The organism is Rhizobium herbae (assembly GCF_019511375.1).
GTDB lineage: Bacteria > Pseudomonadota > Alphaproteobacteria > Rhizobiales > Rhizobiaceae > Pararhizobium > Pararhizobium herbae_A.
Window position 1 is genome coordinate 609,097 of the sequence record NZ_JAEUAO010000002.1, and the last position, 16,058, is coordinate 625,154.

18 protein-coding genes are annotated in these 16,058 nt (G+C 60.6%); all 18 read left to right on the plus strand.

Annotation, left to right across the window (positions count from 1 at the left end):
• Positions 1 to 155: 155 nt before the first annotated feature.
• The 18 genes from flgB to JNB71_RS10225 all read left to right on the plus strand — a co-directional run bounded on the left by flgB (position 156) and on the right by JNB71_RS10225 (position 15,950).
• Positions 156 to 536: a flagellar basal body rod protein FlgB gene (flgB, locus tag JNB71_RS10140; protein ID WP_037120351.1), complete on the plus strand. Its 381-nt coding sequence runs from the start codon at positions 156 to 158 to the stop codon at positions 534 to 536.
• Between the two features lie 5 nt (positions 537 to 541).
• Entirely contained in the window at positions 542 to 961 is a 420-nt protein-coding gene (flgC, locus tag JNB71_RS10145) for a flagellar basal body rod protein FlgC (protein ID WP_220371680.1), read from the plus strand.
• Positions 961 to 1,296: a flagellar hook-basal body complex protein FliE gene (locus JNB71_RS10150; protein ID WP_220371681.1), complete on the plus strand. Its 336-nt coding sequence runs from the start codon at positions 961 to 963 to the stop codon at positions 1,294 to 1,296. Before flgC ends, JNB71_RS10150 begins: the two co-directional genes overlap by 1 nt.
• Positions 1,297 to 1,308: 12 nt before the next feature.
• Positions 1,309 to 2,097 carry a flagellar basal-body rod protein FlgG gene (gene flgG / locus JNB71_RS10155; protein WP_018324173.1) on the plus strand — a complete coding sequence of 263 codons (789 nt, stop codon included), beginning with the start codon at positions 1,309 to 1,311 and terminating at the stop codon, positions 2,095 to 2,097.
• 17 nt (positions 2,098 to 2,114) lie between these two features.
• Complete coding sequence (gene flgA / locus JNB71_RS10160; RefSeq protein WP_220371682.1) at positions 2,115 to 2,636, plus strand: flagellar basal body P-ring formation chaperone FlgA; 522 nt, start codon at positions 2,115 to 2,117, stop codon at positions 2,634 to 2,636.
• The gene (locus JNB71_RS10165; protein ID WP_220371683.1) at positions 2,633 to 3,748 is read left to right on the plus strand and encodes a flagellar basal body P-ring protein FlgI; all 1,116 of its coding nucleotides are present in this window, start codon (positions 2,633 to 2,635) and stop codon (positions 3,746 to 3,748) included. The genes flgA and JNB71_RS10165 overlap by 4 nt, the downstream gene beginning before the upstream one ends.
• A gap of 47 nt (positions 3,749 to 3,795) precedes the next feature.
• Complete coding sequence (locus JNB71_RS10170) at positions 3,796 to 4,290, plus strand: MotE family protein (protein WP_223215831.1); 495 nt, start codon at positions 3,796 to 3,798, stop codon at positions 4,288 to 4,290.
• On the plus strand, positions 4,287 to 4,997 hold the full coding sequence (gene flgH, locus JNB71_RS10175; protein WP_112851432.1) for a flagellar basal body L-ring protein FlgH: 711 nt from the start codon (positions 4,287 to 4,289) through the stop codon (positions 4,995 to 4,997). The genes JNB71_RS10170 and flgH overlap by 4 nt, the downstream gene beginning before the upstream one ends.
• Positions 4,998 to 5,044: 47 nt before the next feature.
• The gene (locus JNB71_RS10180; protein WP_220371685.1) at positions 5,045 to 5,593 is read left to right on the plus strand and encodes a flagellar basal body-associated FliL family protein; all 549 of its coding nucleotides are present in this window, start codon (positions 5,045 to 5,047) and stop codon (positions 5,591 to 5,593) included.
• Positions 5,590 to 6,327, plus strand: coding sequence for a flagellar type III secretion system pore protein FliP (gene fliP, locus JNB71_RS10185; RefSeq protein WP_220371686.1), 738 nt, complete (start codon positions 5,590 to 5,592; stop codon positions 6,325 to 6,327). Before JNB71_RS10180 ends, fliP begins: the two co-directional genes overlap by 4 nt.
• 309 nt (positions 6,328 to 6,636) lie before the next feature.
• Positions 6,637 to 7,614 (plus strand): flagellin, encoded by a 978-nt coding sequence (locus JNB71_RS10190; RefSeq protein WP_220371687.1) that lies wholly within the window; start codon positions 6,637 to 6,639, stop codon positions 7,612 to 7,614.
• A 274-nt stretch (positions 7,615 to 7,888) separates the two neighbouring features.
• Positions 7,889 to 8,866, plus strand: a complete 978-nt coding sequence (locus tag JNB71_RS10195; protein ID WP_220371688.1) for a flagellin — start codon at positions 7,889 to 7,891, stop codon at positions 8,864 to 8,866.
• 336 nt (positions 8,867 to 9,202) lie between these two features.
• Positions 9,203 to 10,177, plus strand: a complete 975-nt coding sequence (locus JNB71_RS10200) for a flagellin (protein ID WP_220371689.1) — start codon at positions 9,203 to 9,205, stop codon at positions 10,175 to 10,177.
• 528 nt (positions 10,178 to 10,705) lie between these two features.
• Entirely contained in the window at positions 10,706 to 11,362 is a 657-nt protein-coding gene (locus JNB71_RS10205) for a hypothetical protein (RefSeq protein WP_220371690.1), read from the plus strand.
• Entirely contained in the window at positions 11,359 to 12,558 is a 1,200-nt protein-coding gene (locus tag JNB71_RS10210; protein ID WP_220371691.1) for a MotB family protein, read from the plus strand. Before JNB71_RS10205 ends, JNB71_RS10210 begins: the two co-directional genes overlap by 4 nt.
• A gap of 5 nt (positions 12,559 to 12,563) precedes the next feature.
• Positions 12,564 to 13,877, plus strand: a complete 1,314-nt coding sequence (motC, locus tag JNB71_RS10215; protein WP_220371692.1) for a chemotaxis protein MotC — start codon at positions 12,564 to 12,566, stop codon at positions 13,875 to 13,877.
• Entirely contained in the window at positions 13,874 to 15,448 is a 1,575-nt protein-coding gene (locus JNB71_RS10220) for a flagellar hook-length control protein FliK (protein WP_223215811.1), read from the plus strand. The genes motC and JNB71_RS10220 overlap by 4 nt, the downstream gene beginning before the upstream one ends.
• Positions 15,399 to 15,950 carry a transglycosylase SLT domain-containing protein gene (locus JNB71_RS10225; protein ID WP_220372238.1) on the plus strand — a complete coding sequence of 184 codons (552 nt, stop codon included), beginning with the start codon at positions 15,399 to 15,401 and terminating at the stop codon, positions 15,948 to 15,950. The genes JNB71_RS10220 and JNB71_RS10225 overlap by 50 nt, the downstream gene beginning before the upstream one ends.
• Positions 15,951 to 16,058 lie beyond the last annotated feature (108 nt).

Here is a 16,058-nt window from a genome sequence, read left to right on the forward strand (position 1 = left end):
CCGACCAACCTCGTTCCAGCCGTTTCGACCGGCGCGATGCGCATGCGCGACGAAGCTGTCGCAAGGCGGCGAGCATTGCAGCGCATCGCCTCTCAATTCAGTCCCACGCAAGATTGCTTGCATAGGTTCTCCATCAACAAGCATGGAGTCGCATGATGCAACCTATACAGCTTTTTGATCTCGCGTCGCGACAGGCGCAATGGCTGGCGGTCCGCCAGAACGTCGTCGCCGGCAACATCGCCAACGCCAATACGCCGCACTACGCCGCCAAGGACGTCAAACCGTTCGAAAGCGTGCTGCAGGAAACCGGTTTTCAGATGGCAGCCACCAATCCCGCCCACTTCACCGATGGAAGCACCGCCGCCCAGGTGACGGAGACCAGCTTGATCAGCGATGCGGAAGTCCAGCAGTCGGGCAACAGCGTGCAGCTGGAACAGGAACTGATGAAGACCGGTGAGGTCAAGCGCGACTACGAGCTCAACACCGGGCTCGTAAAGGCGTTTCACCGGATGATGCTCATGACGGTACGGAAATAAGCGCGATGGATCCTCTGGTTTCAGCTCTCAAAGTTTCAGCCTCGGGTCTGACGGCGGAATCGACGCGACTGCGCATCGTTTCGGAAAATATCGCCAATGCCCGCTCGACCGGGGACGCGCCGGGAACCGATCCCTATCGGCGCAAGACCGTCAGTTTTGCAGCGGAAATCGATCGCGCCAGCGGCGCCTCCACCGTCGAGGTCCAGCGCCTTGGAACGGACGATTCCGATTTCACCATCGAGTTCGATCCGGGCAATCCGGCTGCCGACGACAAGGGCATGGTCAAGCTGCCGAACGTCAACGTGCTGATCGAAATGGCCGACATGCGGGAAGCGAACCGCGCCTATGAAGCCAACCTCCAGACCACGAAGCAGGCGCGCGACCTGATCTCCGCAACAATCGACCTCCTGAGGGCTTCGCAATAATGATCAATGCAATTGAGACCATCAGCGCGGCAATTTCGACCGTCAAGGATATCACCAGCACATCGAGCGCCTCATCGGCGCAAAACGCCCTCGGCGGCGTGGCCGCGGCCGGCAGCTCGCAGAGCTTTGCAGATGTCATGGGCAGCATGGCGGCCGAGATGACCAACAGCCTCAAGCAGTCCGAAGTGGCTTCCATCCAGGGCCTTCGGGGCGAAGCCAACACGCGCGAAGTCATCGATTCCGTCATGAGCGCCGAGCAGTCGCTGCAGACCGCCATCGCCATCCGCGACAAGGTGGTCAGCGCCTATCTCGAAATCGCACGCATGCCGATTTAAAGGATTAAGATAATGAAGGCTCTCTCGATCGCCGCGACCGGCATGAACGCCCAGCAGCTGAACCTGGAAGTGATCGCAAACAATATCGCGAACATCAACACCACCGGTTACAAGCGCGCGCGGGCGGAGTTCTCCGACCTTCTCTACCAGACCGAGCGCGCCCAGGGCGTACCGAACCGCGCCAACCAGGCGATCGTGCCCGAAGGCGCCAACATCGGTCTCGGCGTCCAGACGTCTGCCGTGCGAAACCTGCATTTGCAGGGCAGTTTGGTTAGCACCGGCAACGACCTCGACCTGGCGTTGATCGGCCGCGGCTGGTTCCAGATCGAAACACCGGACGGCGAGACGGCCTACACCCGAGCCGGCGCCTTCAACACGAATGCCGACGGCCAACTCGTCACTATCGACGGCTACACGGTGATTCCGGAAATCACCGTGCCGCAGAATGCGAGCGAGATCACGGTCAGTTCGTCCGGCCAGGTGACGGTCCGCATCGGCAACGACACCGTGCCGCAGGAAATCGGCCAGCTGACGATCGCAAACTTCGTCAACGAGGCGGGTCTTGAGCCGCAGGGCGACAATCTCTTCAAGCAGACGCCGGCTTCCGGCGAGCCGGTGATCGGCACGCCGGCCGACCCGGGCTACGCGCAGATCAAACAGAAGTACCTCGAAGCGTCGAACGTCGACCCGGTCAAGGAAATCACCGACCTGATCTCCGCCCAGCGCGCCTACGAAATGAATTCGAAGATCATCCAGGCCGCCGACGAAATGGCTGCGACGGTCAGCAAGAACCTGAGATAACAGAGGGAATGGCAAACATGATGTTTCGCCGGACTGCCAAGACATCTATTGTGACAGCTCATGCCACCCGCGGAGGATTTCTTCTGCGGGCGCTGGCCGTGACAGGCTCTGTTTGCGTCTGGACAATGTCTCCGGGTCTGGCGCATGCCGAAGAGCGCATGGCGGTCATTCCCACCCAGACGATCTATCCCGGCGAAATCATCGAAGCCAGCCGTCTCGAAGAGGTCGAGGTGACCAACCCTGCGCTCACGGGCGACTATGCGACGTCGACCGAGCAGGTGACGGGCAAGGTAACCAGCCGGACGCTGCTCGCGGGACGGGTCATTCTCATGTCGGGCCTGCGCGATCCCTATACGGTCGAGCGCGGCAAGGCGGTACGGATCGTCTTTACCAATGGACCCCTGACGATAACGGCTGGTGGCTCCCCGTTGGAGAATGCCGCAGTCGGCGATCTGATTCGGGTTCGCAACACGGATTCCGGCGTCATCGTTTCCGGAACGGTGATGAAAGACGGAACAATTCATGTGGTGGCAAAATGATCTTTCGTTTCGGCAAATGGTGCCTGGCGTTTATCGCGGTCATCGCAACGGCGATCACACCGGTTGAGGCTGCCTCGCGGATCAAGGACGTCGCCTCGGTGCAGTCGGGGCGCGACAACCAGTTGATCGGCTACGGCCTCGTCGTCGGCCTTCAGGGAACCGGCGACAGCCTGCGGTCCTCGCCGTTCACGGCGCAATCGCTGCGCGCCATGCTGCAGAACCTCGGTATTTCGACAGAGGACGATGAATCCCGCGCGAAGAACATCGCCGCGGTTCTGGTGACTGCCAATCTGCCGCCGTTCGCGAGCGCCGGCAGCCGCATCGATGTGACCGTCGGCTCGCTCGGCGATTCCACCTCGCTTCGCGGCGGTACGCTGGTGATGACCTCGCTTTCCGGAGCTGACGGCCAAATCTATGCGGTAGCGCAAGGGTCGGTCGTCGTCACGGGGTTCAATGCACAGGGCGATGCCGCCTCCGTGACGCAAGGTGTCACCACGTCAGGCCGCGTCCCGAACGGCGCCATCATCGAGCGGGAACTGCCGGCGAAGTTCAAGGACGCGTTCAACCTCGTCCTTCAGCTGAGAAACCCTGATTTCTCCACCGCCGTCGGCATGGCTGCAGCAATCAACCGCTACAGCAAGAGCCAGTTCGGCGGCAACATCGCTCAGGCGCAGGATTCCCAGACTGTCATCATCGACAAGCCGAAGATGGCGGATCTCTCCCGCCTGATGGCCGATATCGAAAACCTCGTCATCGAGACCGACGTGCCCGCGCGCGTCGTCATCAACGAGCGTACCGGGACGATCGTGATCGGACAGGATGTGCGGATCAACAAGGTTGCCGTCAGCTACGGCACGCTGACGGTTCAGGTTAGCGAGACGCCGACCGTCGTGCAGCCGGAGTACTTTTCACGCGGCGAAACGGCGATCGAGCCGAATACGACCATCGACGCGGCGCAGGACGGCGGCACCGTTGCCATCCTCGACGGTTCGAACCTGCGTTCACTCGTTGCCGGGCTCAACAGCATTGGCGTGAAACCGGACGGCATCATTTCCATTCTCCAGGGCATCAAGACGGCCGGTGCCCTCCAGGCGGAGCTCGTATTGCAATGACGGCACATAGTCTCCCTGCTCAGCGAAACAGCCTGCGCCGCCGCCTGATGCTGCTGGCGGCCGGCTGCACGATGCTCGCCATGCCCGGCGCCTTCGCGCAGGAAGTCGCAGCACCGGCCACAGTCCTTCCCGCGAATGGCGACGAAATCCAGCAGTTCTGCACCAATATTGCCGACGCTGCACGCGATCAGCGCTACCTCTTGCAGAAGAAGGACCTGGAAAAACTCCAGGCCGAGGTGGATGCGCGCATCGCCAAACTCGAGGAGCGCCGGGCCGAATACGAGGACTGGCTGAAACGCCGTAACGATTTCCTGAAGCAGGCCGAGCTTGGTCTCGTCGATATCTACAAGACCATGAAGGCGGATGCGGCGGCTGGACAGCTCGAGCTGGTCAATCCCGCCATTGCCGCGGCGATCGTCATGAAGCTGCCGCCGCGCCAGTCGAGCCTCATCCTCAGTGAGATGAGCAGCGACAAGGCGGCCGTTCTCACCAACATCATCTCCAGCGCCAGCGATTCAACAACGTCTAAGGAACCGTCATGAGATATCCGCTTTCGGTCCTTCTCGCTGCCAGCCTGCTGTCGGGATGCCAGAACCAGACCATCAACGAAATCGGCAGGGCACCTTCGATGAGCCCGATCGGCAGCGGCCTGCAATATGCGCAGACGCCGCAGATGGCGATGTATCCCAAGGAGCCGCGCCACGTTGCCAACGGTTTTTCGCTTTGGAGCGACAATCAGGCGGCGCTGTTCAAGGATGCCCGCGCTCTCAAGGTCGGCGACATCCTGACGGTCGATATCCGTATCGACGACAAGGCTTCGTTCGACAACAAGACCGATCGCAGCCGCACCAATGACAGCGGCTTCAACATCGGAGCCAACGGTCAGTCCGAATCGAGTGATTTCGGCTGGAAGGGCGGCCTCGACTACGGCTCGAACACCAGCACGAAGGGCGAGGGTACGACGGAACGGTCCGAAAAGCTGGTTCTGCTCGTTGCCGCCGTCGTCACCGGTGTGCTTGAAAACGGTAACCTTCTGATCAGCGGTTCGCAGGAAGTGCGCGTCAACCACGAAATCCGCATCCTCAACGTCGCCGGTATCGTCCGGCCGTACGACGTCGATGCGAACAACATGATCTCCTACGACAAGATCGCCGAGGCACGCATTTCCTATGGCGGCCGCGGCCGTTTGAGCGAAGTACAGCAGCCGCCATGGGGCCAGCAGGTCATGGACATCGTCTCGCCGATCTGACGGGTCCCCTCCGCGTCCGCGCGGCACGAAACGAGATGGATTTGAACATGGAAGATCTCGACACGGCTTCGGCCGCGGCCAAACGGTCATCGAAGATGATGACCCTCGTTGCCCTGGTCGTTCTGACGCTGCTGGCAGGCGGTGGCGGCTGGCTGGTCGGCGGCTTTCTCGCCCCAAAGCCGCTAAGCGTGGAAGAGGCCAAGATAGTCGAGGAGGCAAAAGCCGCCGTTGCCCACAAGAAGGCCAAGGTAGGCGAGGGGGGCGAAGAGACCAGCAAGACGGACGAGGGCTTGCCGCGAATAGCGACCGAGGCCAATGGTGTCGTCCAGCTTGACGCGATCACCACCAATCTCGCTTATCCCACCGAAAACTGGATCCGGCTCGAAGTTGCGCTGCTTTTCAAAGGCACGCCGGACGTCGCCATGGCCGAGCAGATCCATCAGGATATCGCCGCATACATGAAGACGGTTTCGCTGCAGCAGATTCAGGGGCCGCGCGGATTTCAGTATCTGAAGGATGACATAGAAGAACGGGTTGACCTTCGCTCCGAAGGGCGCGTAACCAATGTCATCTTCAGGACATTCGTCATTCAATGATTCGCACTATCGCATTCATAGCCGCCATGATGGCGATGTCGGGCATCGCGGGCGCGCAAGGCTTTCCCGCCGACATACTGAGGACACCCGTCGACGGCTCTGTCGCGTCCTGGATCATCCGCACGTTCGGGCTTCTGACTGTCCTGTCGGTCGCGCCGGGCATCCTGATCATGGTGACGAGCTTTCCGCGCTTCGTCATCGCGTTCGCTATCCTGCGTTCCGGCATGGGTCTCGCCACCACACCCTCGAACATGATCATGGTGAGCCTTGCGCTGTTCATGACTTTCTACGTCATGGCGCCGACATTCGATCGCGCCTGGCAGAGCGGCATCAATCCGCTGTTGCAGAACCAGATCAATGAAACCGAGGCGATGACGCGCATCTCGGAACCCTTCCGGGACTTCATGCTCGCCAATACGCGTGACAAGGACCTGCAGCTCTTCATCGATATCGCCCGGGAAAAGGGCCAGAATGTCGTCGCCGACAACAAGGTCGATCTTCGCGCTGTCGTACCGGCCTTCATGATTTCGGAGATCAGGCGCGGGTTCGAGATCGGCTTCCTGATCATGCTGCCGTTCCTGGTGATTGACCTGATCGTCGCGACCATCACCATGGCGATGGGCATGATGATGCTGCCGCCCACGTCGATCTCGCTGCCGTTCAAGATCCTCTTCTTCGTCCTGATCGACGGCTGGAACCTGCTTGTCGGCAGCCTCGTCCGGTCCTTCACCTGATCTCGTTGGCGTGGTTAACGGACGGTCAATTTTCCGCCAGGCGTGCGCTTGGGTGAGATAAGATAAATATTTGAATCTTAAGCGTTAATTGCAATTTGAATTGACCTGTCTGTAGCCCCGAGCGGGCTGAGTTCAGGGCTGCGTTTAAACAAATCGCAATGTTTCCCTGCGACATTATCCTTACATGACGGATTTGGACCGCCTGACGAACAGGGGCCGAGTGGCATGATGCCGAGCCGTCATCACCGGTAAGTATTTACAGTCCGGTATGTCCCCAATCTGTATTTTGTATCTAGAGGGACAACCCCAATGACAAGCATCCTGACGAACTCTTCTGCAATGGCAGCTCTCTCGACGCTGCGCTCCATCAGCGCCGACATGGAATCGACCCAGGGCCGTATTTCTTCCGGCCTGCGCGTGGGCGACGCTTCGGACAACGCTGCCTACTGGTCGATCGCAACGACCATGCGTTCGGACAACAAGGCTCTTTCCACGGTTCAGGACGCTCTCGGTCTCGGCGCTGCCAAGACGGATACCGCCTATACCGGCCTGAACGCCGCCATCGACGTCGTCTCTGAAATCAAGGCCAAGCTGGTCGCTGCCCGCGAACCGGGCGTTGACAAGTTGAAGATCAATAAGGAAATCACCGAGCTCAAGAACCAGCTGGTTTCGACGGCAACTTCGGCTTCCTTCTCGGGTGAAAACTGGCTCTACCGCGACGCCGGATCTGCTGCCGCCCTCGGCACCAAGGAAATGGTCGGCTCGTTCACCCGCGGCGCCAACGGCGCGGTTGCCGTCGGCGTTCTGGAATTCGACGCTTCGACCTCGGTTCTGATCGATACCGTGGACTCTGCCAACGGTCAGCTGACCAAGGCAATTTCGGTCGAGCAGGGCGCTGCTGTCGGCACCGGTACCGCCAACGCCACCTATCACCTCGTCCTCGCGTCGGGCGGTACGGCTCCGACCGGTTCGGTGCTGATCGCACTGGCGGCAGCGACCCCGGACGCCGACGTCGAAGGCATGATCAGCGCCGTTGACGCGATGCTGACCAGCCTGACCGATGCCGCCGCTACCCTCGGCGCCACCAACACCCGCATCTCGATGCAGGACGAATTCATGGCCGACCTGATGGATGTGATCGACAAGGGCGTCGGTCGCCTCGTCGACGCCGACATGAACGAAGAGTCGACGCGCCTTAAAGCGCTCCAGACGCAGCAGCAGCTCGGCATCCAGGCACTGTCTATCGCCAACTCGGACTCGCAGAACATCCTCTCGCTGTTCCGTTAATCGAAAAACGGCGCGCGGCGGCCATCCCCCCCAAACGGCCGCTTCGCGACCTACCGAAAACCGCATCTCGCAAGAGGTGCGGTTTTTTCGTGTCCGCCCAAATTAATTTCTGCCTTTAGGTTTTCTTTAACCATGTTGGTGTTTCCTATGGCCATCGAAACAGCGGGTTAACCAAGGAATTTAACGCGTTAGCAGGCATGAAGCTGGCTGCTGTTTCCCGGAAAACGACCGGAATGTCCCTTCCATTTCACCTGTTCAAAAGGGGCAGTTTACCATGACGAGCATTCTCACCAATTCGGCTGCAATGGCAGCACTCTCCACCCTGCGTTCGATCAACGACGGCATGGAAACGACCCAGGGTCGCGTTTCCTCCGGCCTGCGCGTCGAGACCGCAGCCGACAACGCCGCCTACTGGTCGATCGCAACGACCATGAAGTCGGACAACAAGGCGCTCTCCACGGTTCAGGACGCTCTCGGTCTCGGCGCTGCCAAGACGGACACGGCCTATACCGGCCTCGACAACGCCATCGACGTCGTTTCCGAAATCAAGGCCAAGCTGGTCGCTGCCCGCGAACCGGGCGTTGACAAGCTGAAGATCAACAAGGAAATCACCGAGCTCAAGAACCAGCTGGTGTCGACCGCTCAGTCGGCTTCCTTCTCCGGCGAAAACTGGCTCTACCGCGACGCCGGAACTGCCGCCGCCCTCGGCATCAAGGAAATGGTCGGCTCGTTCACCCGCGGCGCCAACGGCGCGGTTGCGGTCGGCGTTCTCGAGTTCGACGCTTCGACCTCGGTTCTGATCGATACCGTGGACTCTGCCAACGGTCAGCTCACCAAGGCAGTTACCGTCGAGCAAGGCGCTGCCGTCGGTACCGGTACCGCCAACGCCACCTACCACCTCGTTCTCGCCTCCGGCGGTACGGCTCCGACCGGTTCGGTGCTGATCGCACTGGCGGCAGCGACCCCGGACGATGACGTCGAAGGCATGATCAGCGCCGTTGACGCCATGCTGACCAGCCTGACCGATGCCGCCGCTACCCTCGGCGCCACCAACACCCGTATCTCGATGCAGGACGACTTCATGGCCGACCTGATGGATGTGATCGACAAGGGCGTCGGCCGCCTCGTCGATGCCGACATGAACGAAGAGTCGACGCGCCTTAAAGCGCTCCAGACGCAGCAGCAGCTTGGCATCCAGTCTCTCTCGATCGCCAACTCCAACTCGGAAAACATCCTCTCGCTCTTCCGTTAATCAGAACAGGGAAACGACAATGCCGGCGGACGTCTCAGGATGTCCGCCGCCAGTCCCACAGACCGCGTCTCGCAAGGGGCGCGGTTTTTCCGTTTTCCGTCGCGGCGACAGGCGTATTCTTAACCATTCGGCAATTCAGATTTATTTTCGTTCATTTTGATTACCTACTTGCTAACGACGTTAAGTGTTTGTTAACCATGTGACCGTTAAGTGTTCGTTAAGAGCGACAGGCTGTCCTTGGGCTAAACATGGGGCAGTTTGCATGACGCTGGTCCCGTCGCTGCCGGTCATCAATCCGGAATGTTCCGTTTAATTTTTGAACTGGGGCAATGACCAATGACCAGCATCCTTACCAATTCCGCGGCTATGGCCGCCCTCCAGACGTTGCGTTCGATCAATACGAACATGGAAGACGTGCAGAGCCGCATTTCCTCCGGCTATCGCGTCGAGACCGCCGCGGACAACGCCGCCTACTGGTCGATCGCCACCACCATGCGTTCGGACAATGCTGCCCTGTCGACCGTTCAGGACGCGCTCGGGCTGGGCGCCGCCAAGGTCGATACCTCGTATGCCGGCATGAGCTCGGCCATCGAAGTCGTCTCCGAGATCAAGGCAAAGCTCGTTGCGGCGCGCGAACCGGGCGTCGACAAGACCAAGATCAACAAGGAACTTAACGAACTCAAGAACCAGCTCGCATCCGCTGCCGAATCGGCATCTTTCTCTGGCGAAAACTGGCTTTACAATGACACGACGACACCGGCGGGGATCAAGTCGATTGTGGCGTCCTTCAACCGTTCGACGAACGGTTCGGTTTCCGTCACGACACTGGATTACGACACGGCGGAATCGATCCTGATCGACACCCAGGACTCCTCGCTCGGCCAGCTCACCAAGGGCGTTGCCGTCGAGCAGGGCGCTGCTGTCGGCACCGGTACGGCCAACGCGACCTATCACCTTGTCCTGGCTGCCGGCGGTACCGCGCCGACCGGTTCGGTGCTGATCGATCTGACATCCGCGACTCCGGACGACGACATCGAAGGCATGATCAGCGCTGTTGACAAGATGCTCAGCAACCTCACCGATGCCGCATCGACCCTCGGCGCCATTACCAGCCGCATCGACATGCAGGAAAACTTCGTTGCCAACCTGATGGACGTGATCGACAAGGGTGTCGGCCGTCTCGTCGATGCCGACATGAACGAGGAATCGACCCGCCTCAAGGCTCTGCAGACGCAGCAGCAACTGGGCATCCAGGCCCTGTCGATCGCCAATACCAATTCCGAAAACATCCTGCGTCTCTTCCAGCAGTAAGCGATGCCGCAGGGCCGGTGGGCATAGGCGCGGCCTCGTTTTCCGGGTTTGTCGCCGCTTCCGTCTCGCGAAGCGGCGGCGATATATTTCCCCCGTGCCGCCGGTCATCGGCATGGGCGGAAACGGTTGGACCGCGCTAATTGCCCAAGCGCGGTCCAACACCCTATCTCCCAGTCGCGTTGACTGAAACCGATCGCCGGGACCTCCGGTTACATGACCACATTTTCGCACAAGTTTGGCTGGGTAGTCTCCAACCGCAACCATCCTCATCTCGGTTGCCAGGCAATATGAATATTGTGCAGCCGTTGTATGCGGCCCGCGCCACCCGATTCTTCGGGCGGCGAGCCGGTACGGATTGAAAATGTTCGGGCCACGCGGCTTTGCCGTTCCGCGGGGTCCTGAAGGAGACATTCGGGAAGTGTCACAGTCTGTTGCTTTCGAGCCCGTTAGCCAAATGCCGCGTGCAACCAGTCGGGGGGCTGGCCAGACCGTGGCCGAAACGACGACCGGTGTCACGGGAGGCACCCGATGAGCGCTTCCATTTCCCGTTACCTCAAGGATTTCAGTGCTCCAAAAGTCGATCTCAAGATGGTTCCGCCGCGATATTTCCCGGACCTCGACGAAGACTTTCCCGCCGATGGTGCTTTTGCAATGAAGCCGCAGGCCGCACCGCAGGTCGATCTCGAGGCAGAGCGTCGCGACGCCTTCGCGCAAGGGCGCCGTGAAGCCGAAGCCGAGCAGCGTTCCTTGCATGCAACGGAAATCGCCGCCCTGAACGAGCGCCACGCGGCGGAGCTCGAGGCGTTGCGTGTGCGCTGCGACAATGAAATCGCGGCGATGATCTACGATCGCTTCTCCGACATGGCGTCCCAACTCGCGACCATGCTTTCCGACCAGACGGCGCGTGTGTTGGCGCCAGTGATGGAGGAGGTGCTGCTGCGCAAATCCGTCGATGACCTGGCGCGCATGATCGCCCATGCCGTTGGTGCCGGTGAAGGTGCGAAGATAACAGTGAAAGGGCCGCTGGCTCAGTTCGAGGCGCTGAAGCAACGTCTCAATGACGAAACACTGGTCTTCCGTCACCAGGAAACCGCTGACATCGACCTTTCGGTCGAGTTCGGCGATTCTATTCTGGTGACGCGAATGGCCGCCTGGGCGGATACCGTCAGGAAGGTGCTGGCATGAGCGAGACTGAAAGCCATCACCACGGCAAGAACGAAATCATCGTCGTCAAGCGCCATGGCGGCAATCCCGACGGCCATCATGGCGGCGCGTGGAAAATCGCTTATGCAGACTTCATGACGGCGATGATGGCGTTCTTTCTCGTAATGTGGCTTATCAATGCGGCCAACCCGCAGACCAAGGCAGCACTTGCCTCCTATTTCAACCCTGTGCAGCTGACCGATGCCAAGCCGTCCGAAAAGGGCGTCAAGCAGCCGGCCAAGGACGCCAAGGGCGAAGAAGACCAGATGAAGTCAAAGGTCAACGGCACGGAGACCAAGACCGGTGGGTCGGCGAAAAGCGGCGATGACCTAACGGCGACTTCCGGCGAGGAAACACAATATTCCGATGCCGATTTCTTCGAGAACCCCTATTCGGTGATGTCCGAAATCGTCAACGAAACCGGCCGCAATGCCAATATCAGCGCCAAAGGAGATGGCGGCGCGTCAACCTCCGGCCCGGCTACCGGAGCCCAAGGCGGCGAAGCCTATCGTGACCCGTTCGACCCGGATTTCTGGACGAAGCAGGTCGAATTGCAGAATGCGCAAAAAGGTGGCGACAGCCTGGAAGCCAAGGCCGGAGATGGGTCGGCCGATGCGTCGAAGGAGACCGCCGCGGCCGGAGAAGGCCAGGCGGGCGCAGCGACGAAGGATCAGGCCACTCAGCCTGATCAGGTTACGGCGGCCAAGGCCGATGACAATGCTGCCAAGGCCCTGAAGGCCGAGATCGAGAAGGAAATCGGCGGGGCAGCCGGCAAGCTTGCCGAAGGCCTGCTGGTGACGCCAACCGAGGGAGGCCTGCTGGTCACGATCAGCGAACAGGCCGATGCCCCGATGTTCGGTGTTGGCTCGGCCGTCCCCGAGAAAGACATGGTGATTGCCATGGAGAAGATCGGCAAGCTCCTGTCCGCGCGCACCGGCGCGATCGCCATCCGCGGCCATACCGACGGGCGTCCTTTCAAGAAAGGCGTCTACGACAATTGGCGGCTTTCGTCCGATCGTGCCCAGAGCGCCTATTACATGCTCGTTCGCGGTGGTCTGGCCGAAAGCCGTGTCAGCCAGATCAGCGGCTTCGCGGACAAGCGCCTCCAGGTTCCGAAGGATCCGCTGGCGCCGGCCAACCGGCGCATCGAAATCCTCCTGCAGACAGATCGGGGCTGATCGCGATGCTGAAGGCGATCCGCGCCCTCTTTTTCGGCGCCTGCTCCGTCGGGGTCCTTCCGGGCCTCGCCGCGCATGCCGGCGATTTGGAGGATCTGGCGCCCTACAAGATGCTGCGGTCGCTGCAATATATCCAGGACTCGATCGTTCTCGGTGATCATTCGGCAGCCGAGATGCAGCGTTTCATGCTCGGGGCGATCGACAAGCGTCTGCGATCTGCGGCGCCTTCCGTTTTCGATAATCCTAGAAACGTAGACGCTGCTTTCATCTATGCCATGAGCGGCGGCAATCCGGAAACCCTGTCCTACCTCGCTGACCGCGACGTCGAAGGAAATTTCGACAACCGCATTGTCGATGCGTTGAGCCATTACCTGGCCGGCAAGGGCGAGCTGATGGTCGAGAATCTCGAGAAGGCCATTGCGGAATACCGAAATGCGCGCATCGGTCCCTACCTCTATCTGGTTCTCGGTAATGGCAGCGCGCAGCAGGATCCTGCCGCCTCGCTGAAATACTATGATTGGGCAAGATTGACGGCACCCGGCACGAATATCGAGGAAGCCGCCTTGCGCCGGTCGATCGCGCTTTCGACCCGCGGCCACATGCCGGACAAGGGCTTTGCCTATTCGCTGTCCTATGCGCGGCGCTTCTTGACGTCTCCCTATGCGAGCCAGTTCGCAGATCTCTTCGTCGAACTGGCTGTCGCCAACTACGGTGCGCAGACCGAGGGCAAGATCCAGGAAATTCTCGGTTTCATGGACAAGCCCCGGCAGCGTGAGGTCTATCTGCGCATTGCCCGGCGCGCGGCGATCGCCGGCATGCAGGAACTGGCGAGACTTGCCTCCGAACGTGCCCAATCGCTTTCGGATGTCGCCGATGCGGGGCCAAAGACGCTGGCCAATCTCTATTCCGGGCTCGTCGGCGTTCCGTCCCAGGATATTCTCGAAGCAGTGAAGGGCATCAGTGCCATTCCCGACGCAGAGCTCTCTCCGCGTGATCGCGCGCTGCGCCAGGCAGCGACGGTCGTTGCCAGCGAAGTGTTGCGCGCGCCCGACCCAGACAGCCTGACGCAAGCGTCCGTTGCTAATATCTCCCCCGCAACCACTGAAGGGCAGGGCGAACCGGAGACGGGCAGCGGCGAAAGCCCGTTTGCAACGGCGCCCGCCGCCGCGGTGCGCGAGACGCAATCGAATAGGACGCAGCAACAGGTGGCGGCGTCAGAAACGAGCCCGCCTGATCCGGTTCTCGATGCTTTTCTGAGCACCGGTCGTTCGAAACTCGACGAGATCGATTCTCTCCTGAAGGGGGAAGACGAGAAATGACATTTGTGGACGACAGCCTTCTGGGCGCGGGCCCGATACGTTCAGCCAATTCCACCGGCAAGCAAAAGGAAGCGGACGCTGCCAGCCAGCGTTCGGCCTTCGAAAATGCGTTCGCCGATGCGGGCAAGAAGAAACAGCCGACGATTTCGATCAGCGGGAAGGCGGCAACGGACGGCGGCACGCAGGCGACCTTCGTGGCGTTGCGGAACCCAAGGACCACTGATGCTGCGACCGACATCGTAGCCAGCGGCGACGCCGCCGTGACGGATCAGGACAGTCCGCTATCCCTGCCTGGTGCAGCGGATGACAGAAGCACCAATGCCGCCTTGCGCGCAGCAGCGAAGCCGATGCTGATGCCGCAGATCGGGGAAGAGGCCACCGTCGAACAGGAGGCTCACCGCCAGAAGTCCAATTTGACGCCTTCCGATGGCAAAGGCGGCCTCCGGGCGCCGATCGAGCTTGCCGATCTCGGCACGGAGGCGACCGCCGGTGCCGGCCAGATTCTCGATGAGCAGGCAGGCGAAAAGTTGAACGTGCTCTTGAAGGATCCGAAGGCGCACCTCTCGAAACACAGCGATGCCAACGCGACGACATCGGACGAAGCATTGCCGTCGCCCGATACCGCCGGTGCGGCAACGGCGCCCGCCGATGTCAGCCATCTGCTGGCGCTCCTCGGCGCCACCCAGGCGTCCGCAGACGTCGGCACGATGGCGCAAGCAGTCACGCCCCCGGTGCTGTCCGAGTTCCAGGCGCTGGCCGACAGCGCCGGTAAGGCGAAGACTTGGGAGTATACCGCTGGGGCGAAAGGGTCGATCCGCCCGGAGGCTGACGCCAACGCCGTTCAGAGTGCTACCGAGGCAGGGTCCGATCGGATATTCCGGTTCACCCGGGCGGACGGCAAGGGTCAGGCTGTCTCGATGAACGTGGCGTCGGATGAGGACAAGGCAGGTGGCGGCGCATCGACGACAGCCACCAAGGTCGAAGCCGTGACTGTGCTTGAAGCGCGCCGCTATCTCGGACTTGCGCCCACCAGCAATGCATCGACGATCACAAGCCAGATCGCCAGCAATCCAGAATGGGTGAACTCCTTGCAATCGAGCACGGAGGCTTCGGAGCCGCTGACCGAGGGTTCTACCGGCAAGGTTCTCAACACGCTGAAGATTCAGATGCATCCGATCGATCTGGGCACCGTGACGGCCACGTTGCGGCTCAAGGATGAGGAATTGCAGGTCGAGTTGAAGGTGGAAACCGGCGACGCCTTCCGGCAGCTCAGCGACGATCAGGATGCGATGGTAAAAGCCCTGCGCGCGCTGGGGTTCGCGGTGGATCAGGTCAGCGTTGTCTTCAATAGCCCGGACAGGTCCGGCGCCAACGATACACAGCAGCAAGCACAAAATCAGACGAGTCAGCAGGGCCGCGAAACGGCGGGCGACGGCCCGGCCGAGGGGCGGCGCCAGAACAATGAAAACGGCAGCGAGCCGCAGGACCGCGGAAGGTGGACGAGGAATGAAGGCACGAGCGATGCGTCTTCTGGTGCTGAGCCTGGCCGGACTGGTGACGTCTATATGTAGCGCTTATGCCGATACAGGCGTTTGCGAGAGCGAGATCACGGCGGCGGCGGCGAAGTATCAGATTCCGGCGGGCATCCTCTATTCCGTCGGTCTCACGGAAACCGGCCGTAAGGGATCGCTCCAGCCTTATGCCATGAACATCGAGGGCAAGGCTTACTTCGCCAACAGCGCCCAGGAGGTGCTTCAGCGATTTGCCGAGGCTCGTGGGCAGGGAGCCAAGCTGATCGACCTCGGCTGCATGCAGATCAACTACCATTTCCACGGCGAGAATTTTGCCTCGCCGAGCGAGATGCTGGACCCGAGGAAGAACGTCGAATACGCCGCCGGCTTCCTGGCCAATCTGCATGCCAGGCACGAGACCTGGACAATGGCCGTTGCCCGGTATCATGCCGGCCCCAACAACGACCCTGCGCAGAAGAAATATGTCTGCCGCGTGATCGCCAATCTGGTGGCGACGGGCTATGGAAAGTGGACCGCAAACGCGTCGAACTTTTGCCGATAACGCAACTTTAACGATATTTATCGGCATCTTTTTCCGCCCTGTGCGATTGCGTCAACATTGCGGTGGAAAAATGACTGCAAACACTTTCTTAACGAAGCGTTAACGTTT